Source organism: Saccharopolyspora endophytica (genome assembly GCF_018070075.1).
GTDB lineage: Bacteria > Actinomycetota > Actinomycetes > Mycobacteriales > Pseudonocardiaceae > Saccharopolyspora > Saccharopolyspora endophytica.
In genome coordinates, this window is sequence record NZ_JAGPXE010000013.1 from 95,897 (window position 1) to 119,351 (window position 23,455).

Consider the following 23,455-nt stretch of genomic DNA (forward strand, 5'->3'; position numbering starts at 1 on the left):
GTCAATTCACACCAGAACTGCCCGAGTTCATCCGCGGCCGCTTCCGGGCCGGACCTGCTTGGAGCGCATGCCCTTCGACGTGGGCGGGAGCCACCACAGGATGCCGAGCGGGATGGCGATGATGAGTTGGATGATGCTGCCCGTGTTTCCTTGGCTGAGTGTGACCGTTCCGTTGACCAGGTAGAACAGGCAGCAGATCGTGACGAGCACGCGGCCGATCTGGCTTCCCCTGAGCATGGCTAGCATGCTGCCGCCGATTCCGAAGAGCAGGGTCAGCACGGCTGCTGCGAGGACCAAGGAGCCGAAGAGGAAGTCTCCCTCGCCGAAACCGCTCTTCACGCTCATGACGGTCTGGAGAAGAGCACCGCCCATGGAGATCAGCGATGTCACGATCGCGGACACGATCAGCGTTGCGGACGGCGGAGAACCCTGCACGGCGTAGCCGGGCGGCTGGCCTGCGTAGGGGTAGGGCTGAGATGGGTAGGGCTGCCCCGGTTGCGGGAAACCGCCTGCTGGCGGCCCCATTCCCGGCGACCGCCCCGGTTCGGGGCCTTGCTGCCAGGGTTGCTGCGAGTTCGGCGGACCAGATGGGTTCACGCCGGCAATGTAGCTGCGGTCCTGCACCTTCGGAGTCCCTTTCAGTAGTCCCAGGTGTGTTCGTGGTGGTCTTGGCGGTTGGCGATGGTGGTGCATTCGGGGCAGCGTTCGGTGATTGTTTTGCTCTGGGGTTCTCGGGGCCACGGGGCGGCTGTCGGAATGAGGATCCACGTTTCGCAGAGTGCGGGAACCCAAGCGCCGGTATATACCGAACCGGGAAGTGTCGTCATCGCATGACGAATCTTGAAACCTGAGCCGACGATCCAGAACACATCTGCGCGCTCACGGCGGAACACGTCGAAAACCATCCCTTTGAGTCCTTTGCTTCCCAAGCCGTGGAACCGGAATGGGATGGGAAGTTAAGTTCGTTTCGGCAGTTCATCCACCCGTGAAACGTTTCCCCGAGAACCGAAGCAGTGAAACGGAATTCGAAACAGGGGAGCCGGTCACGAAGTACCCGGAGGTCAGGGTGTCGGCGAGATCCCGCCTGTTTCGCGTCAACCTGGGCGCGGAGCTTCGAACCCTTCGCGAGCGCACGAAGATGTCCACCCGAACGGTGGCCACGCGATTGGGCACCAGCCCGGCATGGGTGAGCAGAACCGAAACCGGCGCCCGCTTCCCGACACCGGACGAGGTGGGCGCGCTGTGCGAGCTCTACGGAGCGACGGGGGAGATGCGCGGCCTGCTGGTCGCCAAGGCCGAGTCCAACGACGGCACGACGATCAACCTGCCGTCGGGCGACAAGTACACCGACCAGCTCGCGAACATCATGCTGCTGGAGACCGAGGCGCGGAGGGTGACTGGCTACGAGATAGCTCTCGTCCCAGGGCTTCTGCAGACTCCTGAGTACGCCCGGGAGATGATCTCCGCACTCGACCGGCCGCAAAGTGAGATCGAGCGTCGGGTGGCAACTCGTATCGGCCGTCAGGCCGTCCTTTCACGTCCGAACGGCCCAGAGCTGAGGTTCTTGCTCGATGAGTTCGTGCTTCGCAGGTTGATCGGGGGATCAGCGGTGATGAGCAGGCAGCTTCGGAAGATCGTCGCGGAAGCTGCTTGGCCCAATGTTCATGTACGCGTCTTGCCGGCTTCGATTGGTGCGCACCAGGGCCTTGACGGGACGTTCGCCATCTACGAGTTCGCGGCGTTGGAGACCTACGTCTACCTGGAGAGCAGGAAGGGCGGAACTTTCATTAATGACGCCGAGGTGACCCAACAGTATCTTGACACCAGAGATGCGCTTTGGGACGAGGCGTTGCATGAGGAAGAGTCGGTCGCGCTGATCGACACGTTGGCAGAGGGGCTTACCGGTGGCTGATCTGGTCTGGCGGAAGAGCAGTAGGAGCGGCACCTCGACGAACTGCGTCGAGGTTGCGCAAGCCGCTGACGAGGTTGCGGTCCGTGACTCCAAGAACCCGGACGGTGGTCATCTGCTCATCGCCACAGGCCAGTGGGGGAGCTTCCTTGGTGGCCTCAAGGGCGGCCGTTTTCGCTCGGTTCAGTAGATGATCTTGGCGCTGTGACCTGGTGCGGAGCTCGTGCCCGGCCAAGTTTGTCCAGATTCTTCGGAACCGTCACGCGCGCGGGCGCGTCAAGCTAAAGTAACCACGGTTCATGGGGGATCACAGGGTCCGGAGGATCTGGGATGACTAGCGCAGAGGGTGGGTTCGCCGCCGCCAAAGAGGGCCTGAAGGCCGTCAGCGGCCAAACGCAGTGGATCAACTCGCAGGTCGGTGCGGGCAAGCTCGCACTGAACCCCGAAGTCGCTGAGCAGGCGGCGAAACGCGTCGAAGAAGAGATTCGCGAACTTGCCAGCGCATTCCGCGATGCACGACGCCTCGGCCGCGTTGAGGGGCTCGGTGACTATCCGGATGGGCAGCAGCTCGCGAAGCGGTTCCAGGACAAGGCCGCCGATTCGCAGGCCGGTGCCCTCAAACTGATCCGTGACCTTCAGGACGAGCTGCAGAAGCAGGCGGACGCGTTCCGCGAGGCTGCCAAGGACTACCGCACCACCGACGAGCAGAACGCAGACGATCTTAGGCGAGGTATGCAGTGAAGAAGGTTTCTCGGACGCTGATCGCAGGGGCCGCCGGTGTGGCGCTGCTCGGTTTGTCTGCGTGTTCGGGCAACAGCTCCGGTGGGGCTCCCGAACCCGCCCCAGCGCCGCAGGGGAAGCCCATCGCCAGCTTCGACCCCTGCACCTTCTTCACCCCTGAGGAACTGACTTCACTTGGGGTTTCCACGCAGTCTCAGGACGGCGGTGTGGTCTCGTTCGAGCCCGGCTGCGAGTGGGAGGGCGAGAAGATGACCCTCACGCTTCTGAAGAACGCCGACCAGACCGTCGAGTCCTATGAGAAGAACGGCAACTGGGACAGCTACTCGAAGAAGAGTATCGGTGGACGTAGTGGTGCCGTCGCCGTCGAGTCGGGCGCGACTGGCCAAGGTGGTTGCACGGTTCTTGTAGATGCTGGCGGCGGTGTCGCGGTTTACGGCATCGATGGCGCTATGCGGGATTCGGTCGATGCGTGTGGTGAGACCGAGAAGGTCGCCAACCAGACGGCGTCGAGACTTCCGGAATGACCTGGGGGAGACATGGGGATTTTCGACACGATTGAAAACGCTGTATCTCCTGCTTTCGGTTGGGAGAGCCAAGCGGAGGAAGACCGCAAGGCGCACACAGCCGAGGCTGAGCGGATCGCTCAGCAACAGCAGTCGGAGCTCGCGCGTGGGAACTCGGGTCTGAATGTCAACTCTTACGACTCACCTGCCATCACCCAGTGCATCAACTGGGGTGGCTACAGCCACGCAGACATCTTCAAGACGAATCAAGAATCGATTCAACCTGCCAGCGTGGGCGAGACGGCGGACGCGTGGATCAAGCTCGCGAAGGCTCTCCGCGAGCGTGGCGAGAGCTACCACACGGACCTGGCCAACATCGTCCAAGGCGGTTGGCAAGGTGAGGCTGCGGACGCTGCGTCGCAGGTCGGGAAGCCCGCATCGGACTGGATGAAGGCCAGCGCCGACGCTTTCGAGATGACCGGCAACAACCTCCAGGCCGCTGGAGACGCTGCTGGTCATTCGAAGAAGATGGTGCCCGAGCCCGAGGGATTCAGCTGGGGAGAGGCTGCCGCTTCCTCTATCCCCTTCGGAGTCGCAGGTGGTGGCATCAACGCGCTCTCCCAGATGGAGGAGCAGGAGCAGGCCGAGAAGGCTGCTCAAGAAACGATGGGGCGGGTGTACAGCCCGACGCTGACGCAGGTGGACGCGAAGATGCCGCAGTACACCGCGCCTGACGGGTCGACCACGAATCCTCCGCCGGTTCCGCCTGGTGGCGGCACCGACTGGGGCGGCGGCATGGGCAGCGGGAGCAACGTTCCCGGTGGCTCCGGCTCCGGCTCCGGCTCCGGCTCGGGTGGTGGCTACTCCGGTAGCGGTCTGCCCGGTGGTTCCGGCAGCGGGATCCCCGGTGGCGGCTACTCCGGCGGTGCTTACCCGGGTGGGAGCAGTCCTGCCGGAACCGGTGCTGCCTGGGCGAATCCGCCGGGTGGCGGCCTCCCCGGCGGAGGTCTGCCGGGTGGTGGCACGCCTGGTGGCGGAACTCCCGGCGGCGGAGCAGGTCTCGGGCTCGCGGCCGGTCTCGGTGCTGGTGCCGGAGCAGGCGCGGGTGCGGGCGGTCGCGCCGGTGGCGTCGGTGGTGCGGGTGCTGGGGCTCGTGGTGCCGGAGCCGGCATGGGTGCGGGTGGCCGGGCCGGGGCCGGTGGTCTCGGTGCGGGTGCCGGTGCTGGTGCGGGCGCTGGAGCCGCGGGTGCCGGTGGTCGTGGTGCCGCCGGTCGCGGTGGCATGGGCGGCATGGGCGCCGGTGCCGGGCGGCGCGGTGAGGGTTCCGAGGACGACGAGCACGAGCGTCCTTCCTGGCTCGAGGAGCAGGACGACGTGTGGATGAACGACATGCCCAAGACGGCACCGCCGGTTCTCGGCGAGTGAGCGGGCTTTTCACCTGATCGGAGTTGGTGACGCGATTTCCGTCGAAATCGCGTCACCACTTCGAGCCTTCCTTTTTTGCTTCCACGAGTGGGAGAAAGCTCAAGTGAGTGTGTTGGGTCGGTGGCAGTTGCCGCCGGTGCACCTGGACATCGTGCTCAAATACCTGCGGATCGACGGTCTCACGCTGCCGATCAGCACCCGGTCCTTCGGCCGCACCGCCGATCAGTTCTCGGTCATCGGAAAAGCGGAACTGCCGATCATGGAGGCCAACGGCGTCGTCGCTGACGACGAGGTCGTGCCGCCGCTGGTCGACGCGCTGAAAACCCTCGCCACGCCCTACCTCTGGGTCGATTCGATGTGGTTCCCCGAGCCGGGGAGCGACCACTGCTGGCGCACGGTCGCGGTGTTCACCGAGGGCAACCGGATCGTGCTCGGCGTCCAGGCGCCCAGCGAAGATCCCCAGCGCGGCGGACTGCTGACCGTCGAGGTGCACCAGAACGCGCCGCTTCCCGGAGTCGTGCTCGGCACCCTGCCGCCCGCCAAGCCCGGCAGCTACGGCCCGATCCGCGTCCCGCACAGCTCCATGCAGGGCGATCAGGTCGAGGACTACGACCCGTCGAGCATGATGGAGACCGCCACCCGCAAGCGCGGCAGCAGCGGTGACCAGCAGGTCGAGCTCTACGAGAAGATCGGCAAGGCGCAGCACGTGCGCATCGGTCAGATCGCCGCCAACATGCGCGACCAGCACGGTCGGCGCCGCCGGACCCCGGTGGTGTCGTGGTTCGACAACGCCGAACCGGACGGCCGATACCTCAACCGGGTGGAACGCGCGAGCACCGGCGAACCGCTCTACGCGCTGCTGCCCGCGGACGCCGGTCTGATCGGGAACGAGATCAACTCGTTGATCAACCAGGTCCGCCAGGGCTGAGTCCGTTCCGGCTGGTCGGTATGTCGCATCGAAGCAGGTCAACGGCCTATTCGGGGTTGCTCCGGTTGTCGTCTCGCGGGGTGGCCGGAGTGTTGCGACACGCCGAAAGTTGTCGAAGGGGGCACACACAGGTTGACAGCCCGCACGTAGGCTGCATGGCATGGTCGAACCCCAGCTGCATCGCGTCACCTTGCCCAACGGGCTGCGCGTGGTGTTGGCACCGGACTCGGCGGCGGGCCAAGCATCAGGTCAGGCCCCTGTGGTCGGTGTCAGCGTGCACTACGACGTGGGCTTTCGCTCCGAACCGGAAGGGCGCACCGGTTTCGCCCACCTGTTCGAGCACCTGATGTTCCAGGGCAGTGAGAGCCTCGAGAAACTCGCCCACTTCCGCCACGTGCAGGGCTCCGGCGGCACGTTTAACGGTTCGACGCACCAGGACTACACCGACTACTACCAGGTGCTGCCCTCGGCGGCCCTGGAGCGCGCGCTGTTCCTGGAAGCCGACCGGATGCGCGCCCCGAAGATCACCGAGGAGAACCTGGCCAACCAGGTGGACGTGGTCAAGGAGGAGATCCGGCTCAACGTCCTCAACCGCCCCTACGGCGGTTTCCCCTGGATCCTGCTGCCGCCGGTGCTCTACTCGACCTTCGCCAACGCGCACAACGGCTACGGTGACTTCACCGACCTCGAACGGGCCACCGTCGAGGACTGCGCGGCCTTCTTCGACACCTTCTACTCGCCCGGCAACGCCGTGCTCACCGTCGCCGGTGACCTCGACGTCGACCGGACGATCAAGCTGATCGAGAAGCACTTCGGCGACGTTCCCGCCCGCCCGGTCCCGCAGCGGCCCTCGTTCGGCGAGCCGTTCCCGACCAGCGAGGTCCGCGGCAAGCACACCGACCCGCACGCGCCGCTGCCCGCCGTCGCGCTCGGCTACCGGCTGCCCGACCCGGTCGGCGAGCTCGACGCCTACCTGGCCAACGTCGTGCTCTCGGCGATCCTGTCCGACGGCGACGCCTCCCGGCTCCAGCAGCGCCTGGTGCACTCCGAAGCGCTCGTCGTCGACGTCAGTGCCGGCACCGGCCTGATGGGCGCCCCGCTGGACGCGCGCGATCCGGACACCTTCACCTTCACCGCCATCCACACCCCCGACGTCGGGGTGGAGCGCGTGATCGGGGCGATCGACGAGGAGCTCGACAAGATCGCCTCCGACGGTCCCACCGAAGAGGAACTGCACCGCGTCACGGCCCGCTGGGCGGCCAGCCTCTACCGGGAGCACGACCGGGTCATCTCGCGGACGCTCGACCTCGGCAGCACCGAGCTGCTGCACGGCCGCGCCGAACTGATCTCGGAACTGCCCGACAAGATCGGCCAGGTTCGCGCGCAGGACGTCGCGGCGGCCGCCAAGGCGCTGCGCTCCGACGCGCGCGCCGTGCTGGAGATCGAACCCGCTGGTGACGAGAACGGAGGTGCGGCATGACCCGCGCAACGCACCGCAGCGCCGAGGAGATCGGCCGCACCGAGGCGGGCCCGCGCCCGCTGCCGCCGCTGGGTGAGCCCCGCGTCGGCGCCCCGCCGGCCGGTGTCGACACCGTGCTGCCCAACGGGCTCCGCGTCATCGCAGTCCGCCACGGCCAGGTGCCGATGGTGGAGATGCGCCTGCGCATCCCGTTCGCCGGCGAGGCCAAGGAGCACCCGGCTCAGGCCGAGGTGCTGGCCGAAACCCTGCTGACCGGCACCGCGCGCCGCGACCGCGTCAAGATGGACACCGACCTGGCGGCCGTCGGCGGTGACCTGCACGCGGTCGTCGACCCCGAGCGGCTGAGCATCGCCGGGGACGCGCTGGCCAGCGGCCTGGACGCGCTGCTCGACGTGCTCGCCGACGCGCTGACCGGCGCCACCTACGCCGACGACGAGGTCAACGCCGAACGCGCGCGGCTGGTCGAGCGGATCGGCGTGGCCCGCTCGCAGCCGCGGGTGATCGCCCGCGAAGAGCTCCAGCGCCACCGCTACGGCGACCACCCCTACGTCCGCGAGGTCCCGCAGGCCGAGGACGTCGCCGAGGTGACCCCTGAGCAGGTCCGCGCGCTGCACAGCGCCGCCGTGCTGCCGCGCGGATCGGTGCTGGTGCTGGTCGGCGACATCGACCCCGACGCCGTGATCGGCGAGGTCGAGCGCGCCCTGGCCGGCTGGAAGTCCGAGGACTCCGCCCGCGAGATGCCGGCCCTGCCGCTGGTCACCGGCGGCGACGTGCGGCTGGTGCACCGGCCGGGCGCCGTCCAGTCGCAGCTGCGGTTCTCCGCGCAGGCGCTGGCCCGCACCGACGAGCGCTACCCGGCGCTGCAGATCGCGAACCTGGTCTTCGGCGGCTACTTCTCCTCGCGACTGGTGGAGAACATCCGCGAGGACAAGGGCTACACCTACGGCGCGCACTCGTCCTTCGAGTTCACCAAGGGCAACGGCACGCTGCTCGTCGACGCCGACACCGCCAGCGAGGTCACCGCTGCCGCGCTGCTGGAGACCCGCTACGAGCTGGCCCGGATGGCGCTGGTGCCGCCGTCGGAGTCCGAGGTCGAGTCCGCGCGGCAGTACGCGATCGGCGGGCTGCTGACCTCGACCGCCTCGCAGTCCGGCCTGGCCTCGACGCTGTCCGCGCTGGCCGCGGCGGGCCTGGACCAGAACTGGCTGACCGCGCACGCCGAGCGGCTGCGCGACGTCACCGTCGAGCAGGTCGCCGAGGCCGCGAAGCTGTTCGCGCCGTCGGAGTTCACCGGCATCGTCGTCGGCGACGCCGACAAGCTGGCGGACGAGCTGCGGCTGCTGGGCGGCGTGGAGCTGCCATGACCCGGTTACCGGATGGAGCGCAAGAATGACCTGCGAAGTGTTCGCCGGTGCGGGCTTCCAGCTCGACTCCCCGCCGCTCCTCTCGCGGTCCACTGTGGACCGAAGGGAGGAGCTGCGGGAATCCCTCGACGGCGGCGCGAAGTTGTGGCACACGGGCAAGGTCGTGCTCGTCGACGCCAAGGGGCGCACCCAGATCGGCGAGGACTCCCGGCTGATCGTGCAACCCGCCGTCGACTTCGGTGACCGCCCGTCGCCGAACGCGGTGCTGCTCGGCGTCGAGGACGACGTCAGCTACTGGGCGCTGCGCACCGACCACGACGGTGCGCAGGAGGGCTGGCGGGACCTGCGTTCCGGCGGCGCGCTGCTCAACGACACCGATGCCGGACTGCTCACCACGGCCGTCGGCCTCCTCGGCTGGCACGACAACGCCCGCTACTGCGCGGTCTGCGGCGCGGCGACCACCCGCGTCCGCGTCGGCTGGGCGCGGCGCTGCTCCGGCTGCGATCGCGAGGAGTACCCGCGCACCGATCCGGCGGTGATCTGCCTGGTCAGCGACGGCGAGGACCACGTGCTGCTGGCCCGCCAGCCGATCTGGCCGCAGTACCGCTTCTCGGTGCTCGCCGGGTTCGTCGAGGTCGGCGAGTCCCTGGAGGCCTGCGTCGCGCGCGAGATCCAGGAGGAGGTCGGCGTCGAGGTCTCCGGCATCCGGTACCTCGGCAGCCAGCCGTGGCCGTTCCCGCGTTCGCTGATGCTGGGCTTCGCCGCCGTCGCCGACCGCAACGCGCCGCTGGTGCCCGCCGACGGCGAGATCGAGGAAGCGCGCTGGGTCCACCGGGACACGATCCTCGCGGCGCTGGACGCCGAAGGCGACCCGGTGGACGGCCTCCGCCTGCCACCGGGCGTCTCCATCGCGTACCGAATGATCAAGGGCTGGGCCACCTCCAAGCCCTGACACCTCGCCACACCCAGGGCAATTCGAATTTCGCGCGAAATTTGAGTCCGAACTTTCCGGCTCGAATTTCGCGCGAAATTCGAATCCGCCCCCCGGGGTCGGGCGTGTCCGCGCTGGTCAAGGTCGTGGGGACGCGATCTGGGCGACACACGGTGGTGGGTATCGCCTGAGCGGCGTGAGGGGTCTGCGAGGATGCCTGCATGGCCGATCAACCGCGTCTCCTGGAAGGTTTGGACCCGGAGCAGCGGCAGGCCGTCATCGCACCGCGCGGACCCGTGTGCGTCCTGGCCGGTGCGGGAACGGGGAAGACCCGGACCATCACCCACCGCATCGCCTACCTCGTCCAGCGCGGGCTGGTGACGCCCCGGCAGATCCTGGCCGTGACCTTCACAGCGCGCGCCGCGGGCGAGATGCGCACCAGGTTGCGGGAGCTCGGAGCCGCGGGGGTGCAGGCCCAGACCTTCCACGCGGCGGCCTTCCGACAGCTCCGCTACTTCTGGCCGCGCGTCCACGACGCCCAGATGTGGCAGCTCACCGACAACAAGTTCCGCCTGGTCATGCAGGCCGCGAACCGGCTGGGGCTGTCCACCGAGCGGGAGGACGTGCGCGACCTCGCCAGCGAGATCGAGTGGTCGAAGTCCTCGCTGATCAGCCCCGAGCAGTACCCGGCGGCCGCGCAGCAGGCCGGTCGCGAGACGCCGATCCTGCCCGAGCTGATCGCCAAGGCGTTCGCGGGGTACGAGAAGCTCAAGAGCGGCGCGCAGCTGCTCGACTTCGACGACCTGCTGCTGCACATCGCCGCGATCCTGGAGGACCGCGAGGACATCGCCGAGGAGTTCCGCAGCCAGTACCGGTCCTTCGTCGTCGACGAGTACCAGGACGTCAACCCGCTGCAGGCGCGCGTCCTCGACGCCTGGGTCGGAAACCGCGACGACCTGACCGTGGTCGGCGACGCCAACCAGACCATCTACTCCTTCGCGGGCGCCTCCCCGAAGTGGCTGGTCAACTTCCCGCGCAAGTACCCCGAGGCGACCGTGGTGCGCCTCGAACGCGACTACCGGTCGACCCCGCAGGTCGTGGGCCTGGCCAACCAGGTCATCGGCGCCGCGCGGGAACGCCCGGCCGGGACCCGGCTGAAGCTGGTCGGCCAGCGCCCGGACGGTCCGCGCCCGGACTTCGCCGAGTACGACGACGAGACCGACGAGGCCGACGCCATCGCGCGCAAGATCGCCCAGCTGGCCAAGCGCGGCGTGCCGCTGTCGGAGATCGCGATCCTGTTCCGCGTCAACGCCCAGTCCGAGGTCTACGAGAAAGCGCTGTCCGACGCCGAGATCCCGTACCAGGTGCGCGGCGGCGAGCGGTTCTTCGCGCGCGCCGAGATCCGCCAGGCCATGGCCACCCTGCGCACCGCGATCGCCCGCGACACCGCCGCCGAGGACCTGCCCGGGACCGTGCGCGAACTGCTCGTCGAGGTGGGCCTGACCGACGAACCACCGGCCGGCGGGTCCGCCCGCGAGCGGTGGGAGTCGCTGATCGCCCTGGTCGAGCTCGCCGAAGGGCTCGTCGCCACGGTTCCCGACGCCGATCTGCGTCGCTACGTCGCCGAGCTCGACGCCCGCGCCGAGGCGCAGCACCCGCCGACCGTCGAGGGCGTCACGCTCGCCTCGCTGCACGCGGCCAAGGGACTGGAGTGGGACGCGGTGTTCCTCGCGGGTCTGGTCGAGGGAACCTTGCCGATCCAGCACGCCGACACCGATGCGGCGGTGGAGGAGGAGCGGCGGCTGCTCTACGTCGGCGTCACCCGCGCCCGCGAGCACCTGCACCTGTCCTGGGCGCTGGCCCGCGCCGGGGGACGCAGGTTCCGGCGCCGCAGCCGGTTCGTCTACAACCTGGTGCCCGACGGCCACCCGGCCGCGCTGCCGAGCAAGGCCAAGCAGCCGCAGCCGCCCGCCCGGCAGGCCGCGACGATCAAACCGCAGTGCCGGGTGTGCTCGTCGACGCTGGTCAGCACCATGGACATCAAGCTGGGGCGCTGCTCGGACTGCCCGTCCGACGTCGACGAGAACCTGCTCGAGCAGCTCAAGGCGTGGCGCAGCGAGCGCGCGCGGCAGCTCAAGGTGCCCGCCTACGTGGTGTTCACCGACGCGACCCTGACCGCGATCGCCGAGCAGCGGCCCGCCGATGAGTCCGCGTTGGTGGGGATCTCCGGGATCGGTGCGACCAAGATCCAGAAATTCGGCGGCGACGTTCTCGCCTTGATCAATCGGGTGAACTAGCAAAACCGCAGGTCAAAAATATGTTGCGGGTTGTACCTCGCGGCACATAACCTCGTAGACACGCGCGGGCCGAGTTGGTCCGCATTCGCCGACGGAGACCGAGAAGGAGGTGGGGACAGTGAAGATCTTCGAGACCACGCACGCCCCGCACTCCTTCATGGCCGGGGTCGTTTCGCTGCTCACGGGCACCTTTGTGCCCGCCGCCGCCATTGCCAATGATCTGCGCGTCGAAAAGCCGCGTGGCTACGGCTTTGTCCCGGCGACCCTGCAGCACCCGCGCAGGTCGGTCCGTTGGTCTTTCCTGGATCCGCTGATCTAGGAGAGCCCCCAGGCTTCTCAGAAGGCCGCGGACCTGCACAACGGGTCCGCGGCCTTTTTGTGTTCCTGGTTGATCCACAACCGCAACCACATCCATCCACAACCACAAGTCGCCTGCCATCGACTACTGGAGGAAGTCGTATGTTCACCGCGAGTGTGCCGATACCCGAGTCGGCCGTGGACTCGCAGTTCGAGCCCGAGCAACCCCCGGGCTCATCGCTGCAACGCCGCTTGCCCTGCCGCCGGGACCCGGACCTGTGGTTCGCCGAGAGCCCGTCCGACCTGGAGCAGGCCAAGGTCCTGTGCAGCGACTGCCCGATCAAGACCGAGTGCCTGGCCGGCGCGCTGGATCGCTGCGAACCCTGGGGGGTCTGGGGCGGCGAGATCTTCGAACGCGGCGAGGTCGTCGCGCGCAAGCGCAGGCGCGGTCGTCCGCGCAAGCACCCACGTCCGGAAGAAGTCGAACCCCGCAAGCAGGAGCGAGCAGCATGACCAACACCACTGGACTGATCCACCCGAACAACGCGGAGATGCGCATGTACCCGACCGAGGAGCTGATCCGGATACATAGGAAGGAGATGATGGCCGAAGCTGAGCGACAACGCGAAGTTCGCTCGATGGCGGCCGGTCGCAGATGGCGGGCGATCGCCCGCTACGCGGCGAGAAGAGCCGAATCCGCTGAGCAGCGCTGAACTCCGTGATCGCGCGCTCGCGGGTGCCGCGTCGGCCGTCGCATTCCGCGGCGGCCGACGCATTCTTGCCGAACCGGCAAACCGACGTGCGTGTTTCGCGGTGCCAGGTCTAGTGTTCCGGCTTGTGGGAGCACATTCGCATTCGCATTCGCATGACAACATCGACTGGGACGCGCACCTGGAGCGCCTGCGCGCGGCCGACGACTTCATCGCACCGGACATCACCGAGGTGGTCGCCAAGCTGTTGCGGCCCGGGGACCACTCGGCGATCGAGATCGGAGCCGGTGCCGGCGGCACGGCGGCGATCCTCGCGAAGGGCCTGGCGCGCAACGGTGGCGAGTCGCAGCTGACCATCGTCGACACCGCTGAACAGCTGCTGACCGCGGCGGGGGAGCGGGCGTCGGAGGCCGCGGAGGGCGTCACCGTGCGCACCGTGCGGGCCGATGCCGCTGCCGACGCGCTGGCCGACGAGATCACCGGGGCCGGTGCCCCGCCGCAGGCCGACCTGGTCTACGCGGCGTTCGTCGTGCACCACCTGCCCGACCAGCTCGCCGGTCTGCGCAGGTTGGCGGGGCTCGTGAAGCCCGGCGGGCGGCTGGCGGTCGTCGAATTCGGCCTGCAGACCAGGGTGCTGCCCGCCGACATCGGGATCGGCGGACCCGGCCTGGAAGCCAGGCTGGTCAGCGCGAGCGAGCAGTGGTTCCAGCAGATGCGGACCGAGATGGACGGCTCGGTCCGGCTGCCGATCGGCTGGCCGAAGGCCATGACCGAGGCCGGGCTCGCGGACGCCACCTCGTTCAGCTACCTCATCGACCGGCCCGCGCCGTTGGACGAATCCGGCCGGGTCGCGGCGCTGCGCCAGCTGTCGATGCTCCGCCGCGACGCCGACGAACGCCTCGCGGCCGAGGACGTCGAAGCGCTGAACCAGCTGCTGGACCCCGAGGGCGAGCACTACGCGGGCAACCGGGACGACCTCTACTACCTCAGCGCCAACACCGTCCACGTCGGCACCAAGCCCGCCTGACGCTCTCCTGACCTGCGCAGATGCAGGGCGGGAGATGCCTCCATTCGAATTTCGCGCGAAATTCGAATCGCACTCGGTGGGGTGGTGGCTGCGGGTGGTGGGGTTGGTCAGGCCTCGGCTTCGGCGAAGCCGGGTTGCCACTCGGCGATGATGTCGCGGGTGGCGACCTCGGCGTCGAGCTGGCACAGGATGCCCGTCGCGCCCAGCGTGACCCGGTGGATCAGCAGGTAGTCCGGCGGCAGGTTCAGCAGCCTCCCGGTGCGGAAATCGGGGCTGCTCAGATCGGAGACGCGTTCGGCCTGCCGCTGCAGCCAGCGGCGGGTGAAGTGGAAGCTCTCGGTGCGCGCCGGGTCCACGAACGGCGCCAGGTAGGCGAGCACGTCCTCGGCCCGCAGCTCCTGGTCCGGCTGCACGAACCGCTCCTCGCGCAGCAGCTCCAGCAGCTCGATCGACTGGTCGTGCAGAGCGAGCCTGATCATCTTGCCGAACGTCGGCGGCAGGCCGCCGGGAAGCCGCGAGACCGCGCCGAAGTCGATCACGCACAGCCGCTCGTCCGGCATCAGCATGAAGTTGCCCGGGTGCGGATCGGCGTGCAGCAGGCCGACCTTCGCCGGGGTGGAGAAGTGGAACTCGGCCAGCAGCCGGCCCGCCAGGTTCCGCTCGGCCTGCGAGCCCTCGGCGATGATCTTCGAGAACGGCGTGCCGGTCACCCACTCCGTGACCACGACCTTCGGCGCGCTCGCGATCACCGCGGGTACCACGACCCGCTCGTCACCGGAGAAGACCTTCGCGAAGGTGCGCTGGTTGTCGGCCTCGATGCGGTAGTCGAGCTCCTCGACCATCCGCTCCTGCAGCTCCTCCAGCAGCGGCTTGACCTCGGCGCCCGGTGCCAGCGACTGGAACAGGCGGGAGAACCGCATCAGCTGCCGCAGGTCGGAGCGCAACGCCTCGTCGGCGCCCGGGTACTGGACCTTGACCGCCACCTCGCGGCCGTCGTGCCACACCGCGCGGTGCACCTGGCCGATGCTGGCCGAGGCCGCGGGCTCGTCGTCGAAGGACGCGAAGCGCGTGCGCCACGAGGCGCCCAGCTGCTCGGTCAGCACCCGGTGCACGCTGGAGATCGGCATGGGCGGCGCCGCCGACTGCAACTTGGTCAGCGCCTCGCGGTAGGGGCCGGCCATCGCGTCGGGCACGGCGGCCTCGAACACGCTCAGCGCCTGACCGAACTTCATCGCCCCGCCCTTGAGCTGCCCCAGCACCGCGAACAGCTGCTCAGCGGTCTTGGCGGCCACGTCAGCGTTGATCTCGGCGGCGTTCTGGCCGGTCAGACGGCGTCCCCAGCCTGCAGCGACCCGTCCGGCGACGCCCAGTGGCAGGCTGGCGAGCTTGGCGGTGCGGTGTGCAGCTTGGCGGGGAATGTCGGCCACGAATTCTCCTAGGTGCGCGCAGGAAAACCCTCTCGAAGACCGAAAGCCATGCGGTCGCCATTCGGAAAACGAGAAACCCATCAACATGCTAGTCGTTCAAGAGCGCGTCGTGGGTTGTGATCGGCATTCTGGTTGAGCGGGGTTCGTTCCCGCGGCCGAATGGGTTGGGCCGACGGGAACGGTTAAGCGACTCAAAACGGATTTACCGCTTCGGGAACCCCCAGGAAACCGGGGCGGGGTGGGCCGCTGGCGGCCCACCCGTGCCTGTCACGCCTTGCCGAGGATGCGGGTCATCTTGGTCCCGCACACGGGGCACGTGCCCTTGGCCATCCGGCGTCCGTTGGTCTCCGAGACCTCACCGGAAAAGTCGCGCTTCTCCCGGCACTTCACGCAGTAGCCGTTGTACGTCTCGGCCACGGCTCCCCTCCTTCTGGTAATTGACCCAGCGCCACAGCTGGATCGCCGGCGCCCCCTGCGGGCGGCTGGGGGAACCGTACAGGCGGAGTAATTGAGATGCATGCATTGAGAGCATGGCATGTTCGACTCGATGGAGTAATCATTCGTCCATTGATGGGAACTTGACCTTGAGGTGCAGCTCACAGGGGGAACCGTTTGTCGGAGCCAGTCGCTAGGGTCCACCTTCGTGGCTGAACCGCAGGTCGAGGTCCGCCGCAGCAAGCGCCGCCGCCAGACGGTGAGCGCCTATCGCGACGGTGACAAGATCGTGGTGCTGCTCCCGGCTCGGATGAGCCGTGCGGAGGAAAAACGCTGGGTGGCGGACATGCTGAGCCGTCTGCAGCGCAGTGAGACGCGACGCCGATCCCCCGCGCGCAACTCGGACGAGGCGCTGGTGCAGCGCTGCCGTGAGCTGTCCGTGAAGTACCTGGACGGCAGGACCGATCCGAGCAGCGTTCGATGGGTCCCGCCGATGCGCACCCGCTGGGCCTCGTGCACGCCCAGCGAGGGCACCATTCGAGTGAGCGAGCGGCTGCGAGATGTACCCGGATGGGTGCTCGATTACGTGCTCGTCCACGAGCTGGCGCACCTGCTCGTGCCCGGCCACGGCGCCGACTTCTGGAAGTGGGTCGAGCGCTACCCGAAGAGCGAACGCGCTATCGGCTACCTCGAAGGCGTGGTCGCGGCGTCCCAGCTCCAGGTCGGCCTCACCGACGACGAGACCGAGGACCCCGAAGCCTCCTGACCCGGACGCAACACCACCCGTCCACCGCGAGGTGCGGTGGACGGGTGGTGGGCGTGGATCAGGACTTGGCGTCGCCGTTGGAGCCGTTGGAGTCCGAGTCGTCGTCGGAGGAGTCGCCCTCGGACTTCTCGGCTTCCTCGGCGCGGCGGATGGCCGCGATCGGGTCGTCGAGGTCGGAGTTCGAACCCCAGCGGTCGGCGAAGTCCAGCGGCTCGTCCAGGTCGGAGCTGTCGGGCAGCAGGTCCGGGTGGTCCCAGACCTGGTCGCGGGCCTCGGTGCCGTGGCGCTCGGCCATCAGCCGCCAGAGGTTCGCCGCGTCGCGCATCCGGCGCGGGCGCAGCTCCAGCCCGATCAGCGTCGCGAAGGTCTGCTCGGCCGGACCGCCGCTGGCGCGACGCCTGCGGACCAGCTCGCCCAGCGCCTCGGCGCCCGGCAGCCGCTCGCCCAGAGCGTCGGCCACGACCACGTCCACCCAGCCCTCGACGAGGGCCAGCAGCGTTTCGAGCCTGGTCAGCGCGGCCTGCTGCTCCGGAGTGGTCTTCGGTTCGAGCATTCCCGAACCCATCATCTCCTGCATCGACGCGGGGTTGGACGGGTCGATCTTGCCCGCCAGGTCCTCCAGCGCCGAGGTGTCGATGTGGATGCCGCGCGCGTACTCCTCGACGGTGGCCAGCAAGCGCTGAGCCAACCACGGGACGTGCCCGAACAGCCGCTGGTGCGCCGCCTCGCGGGCGGCCAGGAACAAGGTGGCCTCGCTGATCGGCCGGTCCAGCCCCTCGACGAACTTCTCGATGTTGGCCGGAAGCAGCGCCGCGGTCCCGGACGGTCCCAGCGGCAGCCCGACCTCGGTGGAGGTCAGCACTTCGCCGCCGAGCTGGGCGAGTCCGCTGCCCAGCTGCGATCCGAAGGTCATCCCGCCCATCTGGCCGAGCATGTTCAGCAGCGGGCCGGCGGCCTGCTTGGCCTCCTCCGGCAGCGCCTCCAGCCAGGCCGAGGACATGCGCTGCGCGATCGGGTCGCACAGCCGCTGCCACACCGGCAGGGTCTTCTCGACCCAGTCCACGGAGGACCATGTCTGCACCGCGCGGACCCCCGCGGGCAGCGAGGTGCTGGCGTCGAGCCACAGCTCGGCGAGGCGGACCGCGTCCTCGATCGCCTTGACCTGCTCCTGGCTGGGTCGTTCGGTCCGCTGGTTGTTGTGCAGCTGCTGCACCGCGAGCTGCTTGGCGAGGTCGTAGTTGACCGGCCCGGACTGGCCGCTACCGCCACCGGAGTGGCTCAGCGCCTGGCCGAGCTGGGTCAGCATCTGGCCGAGCTGCCCGATGTCGAAGTTGCCGCCCGGTCCGGGCATGCCGACGAAACCGAAGGGGTTGTCCCCCGGGTTGTTGCCGGCTCCACCCTCAGAGCGGCCTTGCGACGAGTCGCCCTTGTCGGGGTCGTCGGGGTCCTGCGAACTGAACCCGAACGGCATATTGGTCATAGTTCCACCGTACGCGGCCTCAGCCGCCCCTAAGAAGATGTCGTGGCTCTGGTCTGTGCGAACACCCGGGCACATCGCCAAGAGCGAACACGTACGCTGTCGCCTCGTGAACCGCCGTACCTGGACGCTGCTGACGAGTGTCGTGCTGGTTGTCGCCTTCGGTCTCCTCGGCGCGTTCGCGCGGGTGCCGTTCGTGGCGCTGGGCCCCGGGCCGACGTACGACACGCTCGGCCTGGATGGCGACCACCCGGTGATCGGCGTCGAGGGGCACGAAACCTACCCGACCGCCGGTCACTTGAACATGACCACCGTATCGGTCACCGACCAGTTGTCGCTGTTCGGTGCGCTGGGCCTGTGGGTCTCCGGTCGCTACGCGCTGGCTCCGCGCGACGTCTACTTCCCGCCGAACAAGAGCGAGCAGCAGATCGAGCAGGAGAACACCGAGGCGTTCAACGACTCGCAGACGACCGCCGAGACCGCGGCGCTGCGCTTCCTCGGCTACCCGCACAAGGTGCTCGTCGGTCAGATCGTCAAGGGCAGCCCCGCCGACGGGACGCTGGAGCCCGGCGACCGGCTGCTCAACGCCAACGGAAAGCCGGTCACCGACGCCGCGTCGCTGAAGGCCGCGCTGGCCGGGACCAAGCCCGGCGACCGGGTGGAGATCCGCTACCAGCGCGCCGACCAGCCCGAACAGGTCGCCAGCGTGCAGCTGGGGCGCAACGACCAGCCGGGCGGCGACCAGTCGCAGGGCTTCCTCGGCGTGGGTGCGACCGAGCGCCCGGACGTGCCGTTCGAGATCAAGATCAGCCTCGCCGACGTGGGCGGCCCCTCGGCCGGCCTGATGTTCACGCTGGCGATCATCGACAAGCTGACGCCCGGCGAGCTCAACGGCGGCAAGTTCGTCGCGGGCACCGGCGAGATCGACCCGGCGGGCAACGTCGGGCCGATCGGCGGCATCCCGTTCAAGATGATCAAGGCCAAGGAAGCCGGCGCCACGACCTTCCTGGTCCCGGCCGAGAACTGCGCCGAGGCCAAGTCCCAGGCCCCCGACGGCCTCCAGCTCGCCAGGGTCGCCAACCTCGTCGACGCCACCAAGGCGATGGAAGCGCTCCGCGTCAACCAAGCCCCGGCGGCCTGCTGAGGCACGACCGATTCCAGTGGTCGTCCTCCGTGGTCGCACCGCCACGCAGAACGACCACGGAGAACGAGTCCGAGCTCAGGCGAAGGTGGCGCTCAGGGCCTTGATCAGGTTGGGGGCCAGCGAGGGGTCGCTGAAGACCTCGTCCTCCTCGCCGCGCAGCCGCATGACGCAGGACTGGCCGCCGCCGTCGCGCAGGACCGCGGCCACCAGCCGGGCTTCGCGGCGGTCGGGGTGCTCGGCGGCGAGCTTGCGGGCGCCATCCTCGTCCTCCGGCAGCGCGGCCTCCGCCTCCGGCGGCAGCACGACGATCTCCTGCACCAGCGCGCAGCCGACGACCTGCTCAGGCCACTCGATGCGGGCCAGCGCCTCGCCGAGGTCCTCGGCGGGCAGCGACTCCTGCGCCAGCGGCGTCAGGGGAGAGGCCACCGGGTCGAGCTGGTCGGCCATCTCGGGAGCTGCGGCGATCATCGTCTCGGTCGCCACCAGGGCGAAGATCTGCGTCGGCTGGTCCCAGCCGGCGGAGGCGACGAACTCCTCGACCTCGCGGGTCGCGACGGGAAGGGCGAACCCCAATTCCTCTGCGGAAGGCATGGCGGCAATCGTCGCAGAACCGCCTCCGACGGGGGCAGGCGCGCCGAGTCGAGCCGATCGATACCGATCTGTGTCCGAAAAATACCGTTCGCGCGGGGCCTTCCAGGAACTTCACACCTGGGTCGTAGAGTTGAACATCACGAGGGAATCGTGTTCTCCGACGCGATTGCCAAGTTCAGCTGACCGTCCCCAGGAGCGTGCGCTGTGGCCATGCGGCCCCCGGTAGGAATGCCGAAACTATCCCGGCGAAGCAGAATCCTGCTGATTCTGGGCGGGGTCGTCCTGCTCGCCCTGATCCTCGGATCGCGGCTGCTGGGCGCCTACGTCGACTGGTTGTGGTTCGGCGAGGTCGGATACCGACAGGTCTTCACCACGCAGGTCGCCTCGCGACTCGGTCTGGGCATCGTGGCCGCCGTCTTCCTCGGCGGGGTGCTGCTGCTCAACCTCTGGATCGCCTACCGCAACCGCCCGGTGTTCGTCCCGGTCAGCGGCCCGGACGACCCGCTGACCCGCTACCGCACGGTCATCACCGAGCACTCCCGGCTGTTCGGCCTGGGCGTGCCGATCCTGATCGCCGTGATCGGCGGGCTGGCCGCGCAGGCCGACTGGCAGACGCTGCAGCTGTTCCTGCACAGCGTCCCGTTCGGGCAGACCGACCCGGAGTTCGGCAAGGACATCAGCTTCTACGTCTTCCAGCTGCCGTTCTGGCGCATGGTGCTGTCCTGGGCGTTCATCGCGGTCACCGTGTCGTTCCTCGGTGCGCTGGTCACCCACTACATCTTCGGCGGCATCCGGCTCACCGGCCGCAGCGGCCAGCTGTCGATGCCCGCGCGGGTCCAGCTCGGCGTGCTGGCCGGGCTGTTCGTGCTGCTCAAGGCGGTCGACTACTTCTTCGACCGGTACGACCTGCTGCTGTCCCAGCGCAACAACCTGTTCACCGGCGCCAGCTACACCGACCTCAACGCGGTGATGCCGGCGAAGCTGATCCTGATGTGCATCGCGGTGTTCTGCGCGCTGGCGTTCTTCTCGGTGATCTTCCTGAAGAACCTGCAGATCCCGGCGCTGGCGACGGTCCTGCTGCTGCTGTCCAGCGTCGTGGTCGGCGCGGTGTGGCCGGCGCTGCTGGAGCAGTTCTCGGTCCGCCCGAACGCCAACCAGCGCGAGGCCGTCTCCATCGAGCGCAACCTGGCGGCCACCAAGTCCGCGTTCGGCATCGGCGACGACAAGGTCAACTTCGTCGACTACCCGGGCAAGACGCAGCTGCAGCCCAGCGAGGTCGCCGACGACAAGGGCACCATCCCCAACATCCGGCTGCTCGACCCCAACGTGCTGTCGGCGACGTTCACGCAGCTCACGCAGCAGTACAACTTCTACGGCTTCCCCGACAAGCTCGACGTCGACCGCTACCGGGACGCCAACGGGCAGCTGCAGGACTACTTGGTCGCGCTGCGCGAGATCAACACCGACGGCCTGGCGGTCAACCAGCAGAACTGGATCAACCGGCACACCGTCTACACCCACGGCAACGGCTTCATCGCCGCACCGGCCGACCGGGTCGACTCGACCTTCAACGAGGGCGCCACGCAGGGCGGCTACCCGGTCTTCCAGATCAGCGACGTCGCCAACAAGGGCCAGGGCGGCATCCCGGTCGAGCAGCCGCGCGTGTACTACGGCGAGCTCCTCGGTCCCGACGACTACGCCATCGTCGGCGGCAACCCGGGTGAGGCCCCGCGCGAGTACGACACCGACACCCAGCAGTTCACCTACGACGGCCGCGGCGGCGTGCCGATCTCCAACCCGTTCCAGCGGCTGGCCTTCGCCGCCTACTACGGCGAGCGGAACTTCCTGTTCAGCGGTGTGATCGGCGAGAACTCGAAGCTGATCTACGAGCGCAACCCGCGCGACCGCGTCCAGAAGGTCGCGCCGTGGCTCAAGCTCGACGGCGACCCGTACCCGGCGGTGGTGGACGGCCGCGTCAAGTGGATCGTCGACGGCTACACCACGCTGAACAACTACCCGTACTCGAAGCTGACCGAGCTGGGCGAGGCCACCAACGACACCCTCACGGGCGTCGAGCGCCAGCCCAACCAGCAGATCAACTACATCCGCAACTCGGTCAAGGCCACGGTCGACGCCTACGACGGCACCGTCGACCTCTACGCCACCGACGAGAACGACCCGGTCCTCAAGACCTGGGAGGGCGTGTTCCCCGGCGTGGTCAAGCCGGCCAGCGCCATCTCGCCGGAGCTGCGCGAGCACTTCCGGTACCCGGAGGACATGTTCAAGGTGCAGCGCAAGTTGCTGACCGAGTACCACGTGGACAACCCGGGCGACTTCTTCTCCACCCAGACCTTCTGGGAGGTGCCCAACGACCCGACGGCTCGCGGCACCGTCGGCAGCAGCGAGGGCCAGCAGCCGCCCTACTACGTGCTCGCCCAGGTCGAAGGCCAGGAGCAGCCGAACTTCCAGCTGACCAGCGCTCTGACCGCGCTGCGGAGGCAGAACCTCTCGGCGTGGGTGTCGGTGTCCTCGGACCCGCAGAACTACGGGCAGATGACCGTGCTGCGGCTGCCGACGAACACGCTTACCCCGGGTCCGAACCAGGTCCAGAACCAGATGGAGTCGACCCCCGAGGTCACCGAGAACCGGACGCTGTTCAACAACCCGAACGTCACGGCGATCTTCGGCAACCTGCTCACGCTGCCGGTGGCCGGTGGGCTGCTCTACATCGAGCCCATCTACATCCAGCGCAACGAGCAGGAGTCGTACCCGCAGCTCGCGCGGGTGCTGGTGTCCTTCGGCGGCAAGGTCGGCTTCTCCGAGACCTTGCAGGGGGCGCTCGACCAGGTCTTCGGTTCCGGAGCGGGCCAGGGGACCCAGCCGGGCACGCCCGAGGGGCAGCCCCAGCAGCCGGGGCAGCCGCCCGCACCGGGGACGCCGGAGGCCAGCCAGGAGATCGGCGCGATCCGCGAGGCGCTGGAACGGGTCCGCAAGGCCCAGCAGTCCGGCAACTTCGCCGAGATGGGCCAGGCGTACCAGCAGCTCGACGATGCCATCAAGAGCTTCGAGCAGGGGCAGGGCACCGGCGGCTGAGCCGTCCGTGTGGAAGTCGGCGGGGGGGGGCCCCCGGGGCGGTCCCCCCCCCGCCGACGCATCTGAAGGCCAGGTCAGGGCGGGTGCGGAGCGCTTAGCCACCCCCGGTTTGAACGGCCGTGACCCGGTCCGTAAGCTAGTACCTACAACAGAACGAAGCGGCTGGAAACTTCAGCCGACGGCGCGGGGTGGAGCAGTTCGGTAGCTCGCTGGGCTCATAACCCAGAGGTCGCAGGTTCAAATCCTGTCCCCGCTACTGGTTTGGTGTTCAGTCCCCCTTGGCTTCGCCGAGGGGGACTTTCCCTTTTCTTCGATGTCTTTACGGGGGCCGAGTCCCCGTAAGCCCCCACGGTGCGGTGGTTGCCTTCGGGCTGATCGTGACCGCTGGGTTTCCGGCTTCTTGAGCTGGGGAAATCGGTTTCGGGACCCCCGTGTGAAGAGCGGTTTTCGGGGGTGTAGAGTTCCATTTACAACAGAACGAAGCGGCTGGAAACTTCAGCCGACGGCGCGGGGTGGAGCAGTTCGGTAGCTCGCTGGGCTCATAACCCAGAGGTCGCAGGTTCAAATCCTGTCCCCGCTACGAGAGAAAAAGTGCCTCCGGTCATCCGGAGGCACTTTTCTTCTGCCTTCAGTCCTTCAGGCCTTCGGCCCACTTGCGGGCGCAGCCGGGGGAGCAGACCCTGCCGTCGCCTCGGACCACGGCCGTTTGGCGCATGGTGCGGCCGCAGACCATGCAGGAGTCCGTCTCGGCGCCGCGCTGCACCGGGACCATGGACTTGGCTCGTTCGGTGACCTTCTGGGTCACCTTCTCCTTGCTCTCGTTGACCTTGGTACGCAACCAACTGCGATGCACGCCCGAACCTCCTGCTTTCCATGCCGTGCGCCCGCCGGCGACCCGGCGGCCAACAGC

The 23,455-nt window shown here is 68.3% G+C and carries 24 protein-coding genes and 2 tRNA genes; 19 read left to right on the forward strand and 7 right to left on the reverse strand.

Translation table 11 applies throughout. The features are described 5' to 3' along the window. Positions 1 to 27 precede the first annotated feature (27 nt). Together KBO27_RS26245 and KBO27_RS26250 are read right to left on the reverse strand one after the other, a co-directional pair. Positions 28 to 624, reverse strand: a complete 597-nt coding sequence (locus KBO27_RS26245) for a hypothetical protein (protein ID WP_210972527.1) — start codon at positions 622 to 624, stop codon at positions 28 to 30. Positions 625 to 638: 14 nt separating this feature from the next. Continuing rightward, positions 639 to 905 (reverse strand): hypothetical protein, encoded by a 267-nt coding sequence (locus KBO27_RS26250; RefSeq protein ID WP_246538061.1) that lies wholly within the window; start codon positions 903 to 905, stop codon positions 639 to 641. Between the two features lie 38 nt (positions 906 to 943). Here KBO27_RS26250 and KBO27_RS26255 point away from each other — a divergent pair, with 38 nt between their 5' ends. From KBO27_RS26255 to KBO27_RS26320, 14 genes are all read left to right on the forward strand, one after another. Beyond that, complete coding sequence (locus KBO27_RS26255) at positions 944 to 1,912, forward strand: helix-turn-helix domain-containing protein (RefSeq protein ID WP_210972528.1); 969 nt, start codon at positions 944 to 946, stop codon at positions 1,910 to 1,912. Next, positions 1,905 to 2,099, forward strand: coding sequence for a DUF397 domain-containing protein (locus tag KBO27_RS26260; RefSeq protein WP_210972529.1), 195 nt, complete (start codon positions 1,905 to 1,907; stop codon positions 2,097 to 2,099). The genes KBO27_RS26255 and KBO27_RS26260 overlap by 8 nt, the downstream gene beginning before the upstream one ends. Before the next feature lie 140 nt (positions 2,100 to 2,239). Continuing rightward, complete coding sequence (locus KBO27_RS26265) at positions 2,240 to 2,650, forward strand: hypothetical protein (RefSeq protein WP_210972530.1); 411 nt, start codon at positions 2,240 to 2,242, stop codon at positions 2,648 to 2,650. Beyond that, the gene (locus tag KBO27_RS26270) at positions 2,647 to 3,174 is read left to right on the forward strand and encodes a DUF3558 family protein (RefSeq protein ID WP_210972531.1); all 528 of its coding nucleotides are present in this window, start codon (positions 2,647 to 2,649) and stop codon (positions 3,172 to 3,174) included. Before KBO27_RS26265 ends, KBO27_RS26270 begins: the two co-directional genes overlap by 4 nt. 270 nt (positions 3,175 to 3,444) lie before the next feature. Continuing rightward, entirely contained in the window at positions 3,445 to 4,578 is a 1,134-nt protein-coding gene (locus tag KBO27_RS26275; protein WP_307870625.1) for a PPE domain-containing protein, read from the forward strand. A 103-nt stretch (positions 4,579 to 4,681) separates the two neighbouring features. Continuing rightward, positions 4,682 to 5,506 (forward strand): ESX secretion-associated protein EspG, encoded by an 825-nt coding sequence (locus tag KBO27_RS26280; RefSeq protein ID WP_210972533.1) that lies wholly within the window; start codon positions 4,682 to 4,684, stop codon positions 5,504 to 5,506. A 160-nt stretch (positions 5,507 to 5,666) separates the two neighbouring features. Then, the gene (locus KBO27_RS26285) at positions 5,667 to 6,986 is read left to right on the forward strand and encodes a M16 family metallopeptidase (RefSeq protein ID WP_210972534.1); all 1,320 of its coding nucleotides are present in this window, start codon (positions 5,667 to 5,669) and stop codon (positions 6,984 to 6,986) included. Then, a complete protein-coding gene (locus tag KBO27_RS26290) occupies positions 6,983 to 8,350 on the forward strand; it encodes a M16 family metallopeptidase (protein ID WP_210972535.1) in 1,368 nt (455 codons plus the stop codon). Before KBO27_RS26285 ends, KBO27_RS26290 begins: the two co-directional genes overlap by 4 nt. Before the next feature lie 25 nt (positions 8,351 to 8,375). Then, a complete protein-coding gene (nudC, locus tag KBO27_RS26295; RefSeq protein WP_210972536.1) occupies positions 8,376 to 9,302 on the forward strand; it encodes an NAD(+) diphosphatase in 927 nt (308 codons plus the stop codon). A gap of 200 nt (positions 9,303 to 9,502) precedes the next feature. Then, a complete protein-coding gene (locus KBO27_RS26300; RefSeq protein WP_210972537.1) occupies positions 9,503 to 11,578 on the forward strand; it encodes an ATP-dependent DNA helicase UvrD2 in 2,076 nt (691 codons plus the stop codon). Between the two features lie 118 nt (positions 11,579 to 11,696). Next, complete coding sequence (locus KBO27_RS26305; RefSeq protein WP_210972538.1) at positions 11,697 to 11,897, forward strand: hypothetical protein; 201 nt, start codon at positions 11,697 to 11,699, stop codon at positions 11,895 to 11,897. 140 nt (positions 11,898 to 12,037) lie between these two features. Beyond that, on the forward strand, positions 12,038 to 12,388 hold the full coding sequence (locus KBO27_RS26310) for a WhiB family transcriptional regulator (protein ID WP_210972539.1): 351 nt from the start codon (positions 12,038 to 12,040) through the stop codon (positions 12,386 to 12,388). Further along, entirely contained in the window at positions 12,385 to 12,588 is a 204-nt protein-coding gene (locus KBO27_RS26315) for a hypothetical protein (RefSeq protein ID WP_210972540.1), read from the forward strand. Before KBO27_RS26310 ends, KBO27_RS26315 begins: the two co-directional genes overlap by 4 nt. Before the next feature lie 124 nt (positions 12,589 to 12,712). Further along, positions 12,713 to 13,612, forward strand: coding sequence for a class I SAM-dependent methyltransferase (locus tag KBO27_RS26320; RefSeq protein WP_210972541.1), 900 nt, complete (start codon positions 12,713 to 12,715; stop codon positions 13,610 to 13,612). A 107-nt stretch (positions 13,613 to 13,719) separates the two neighbouring features. Here KBO27_RS26320 and KBO27_RS26325 read toward each other — a convergent pair whose 3' ends face one another. Both KBO27_RS26325 and KBO27_RS26330 read right to left on the reverse strand, forming a co-directional pair. Continuing rightward, positions 13,720 to 15,039: an ABC1 kinase family protein gene (locus KBO27_RS26325; protein ID WP_307870626.1), complete on the reverse strand. Its 1,320-nt coding sequence runs from the start codon at positions 15,037 to 15,039 to the stop codon at positions 13,720 to 13,722. A 267-nt stretch (positions 15,040 to 15,306) separates the two neighbouring features. Then, complete coding sequence (locus tag KBO27_RS26330; protein WP_010693945.1) at positions 15,307 to 15,456, reverse strand: DUF5679 domain-containing protein; 150 nt, start codon at positions 15,454 to 15,456, stop codon at positions 15,307 to 15,309. Between the two features lie 226 nt (positions 15,457 to 15,682). Here KBO27_RS26330 and KBO27_RS26335 point away from each other — a divergent pair, with 226 nt between their 5' ends. Then, positions 15,683 to 16,240, forward strand: a complete 558-nt coding sequence (locus KBO27_RS26335) for a M48 family metallopeptidase (RefSeq protein WP_210972543.1) — start codon at positions 15,683 to 15,685, stop codon at positions 16,238 to 16,240. A gap of 58 nt (positions 16,241 to 16,298) precedes the next feature. Here KBO27_RS26335 and KBO27_RS26340 read toward each other — a convergent pair whose 3' ends face one another. Continuing rightward, the gene (locus KBO27_RS26340; RefSeq protein ID WP_210972544.1) at positions 16,299 to 17,720 is read right to left on the reverse strand and encodes a zinc-dependent metalloprotease; all 1,422 of its coding nucleotides are present in this window, start codon (positions 17,718 to 17,720) and stop codon (positions 16,299 to 16,301) included. A gap of 106 nt (positions 17,721 to 17,826) precedes the next feature. On the opposite strand from KBO27_RS26340, the gene KBO27_RS26345 reads away from it, so the two are divergent. Beyond that, positions 17,827 to 18,861: a YlbL family protein gene (locus KBO27_RS26345; protein WP_307870627.1), complete on the forward strand. Its 1,035-nt coding sequence runs from the start codon at positions 17,827 to 17,829 to the stop codon at positions 18,859 to 18,861. 75 nt (positions 18,862 to 18,936) lie between these two features. Here the strand turns inward: KBO27_RS26345 and KBO27_RS26350 are convergent, their stop codons facing one another. Then, positions 18,937 to 19,452, reverse strand: coding sequence for a PPA1309 family protein (locus KBO27_RS26350; protein ID WP_132625137.1), 516 nt, complete (start codon positions 19,450 to 19,452; stop codon positions 18,937 to 18,939). Positions 19,453 to 19,662: 210 nt separating this feature from the next. Between KBO27_RS26350 and KBO27_RS26355 the strand changes: the two genes are divergently transcribed. From KBO27_RS26355 to KBO27_RS26365, 3 genes are all read left to right on the forward strand, one after another. Next, positions 19,663 to 22,545, forward strand: coding sequence for a UPF0182 family protein (locus tag KBO27_RS26355; RefSeq protein WP_210972623.1), 2,883 nt, complete (start codon positions 19,663 to 19,665; stop codon positions 22,543 to 22,545). Between the two features lie 182 nt (positions 22,546 to 22,727). Beyond that, positions 22,728 to 22,801 (forward strand) — tRNA-Met (locus KBO27_RS26360). A 250-nt stretch (positions 22,802 to 23,051) separates the two neighbouring features. Then, a tRNA-Met gene (locus tag KBO27_RS26365) sits at positions 23,052 to 23,125 on the forward strand. A 48-nt stretch (positions 23,126 to 23,173) separates the two neighbouring features. Here the strand turns inward: KBO27_RS26365 and KBO27_RS26370 are convergent. Then, a complete protein-coding gene (locus tag KBO27_RS26370) occupies positions 23,174 to 23,398 on the reverse strand; it encodes a hypothetical protein (protein WP_210972546.1) in 225 nt (74 codons plus the stop codon). Positions 23,399 to 23,455 lie beyond the last annotated feature (57 nt).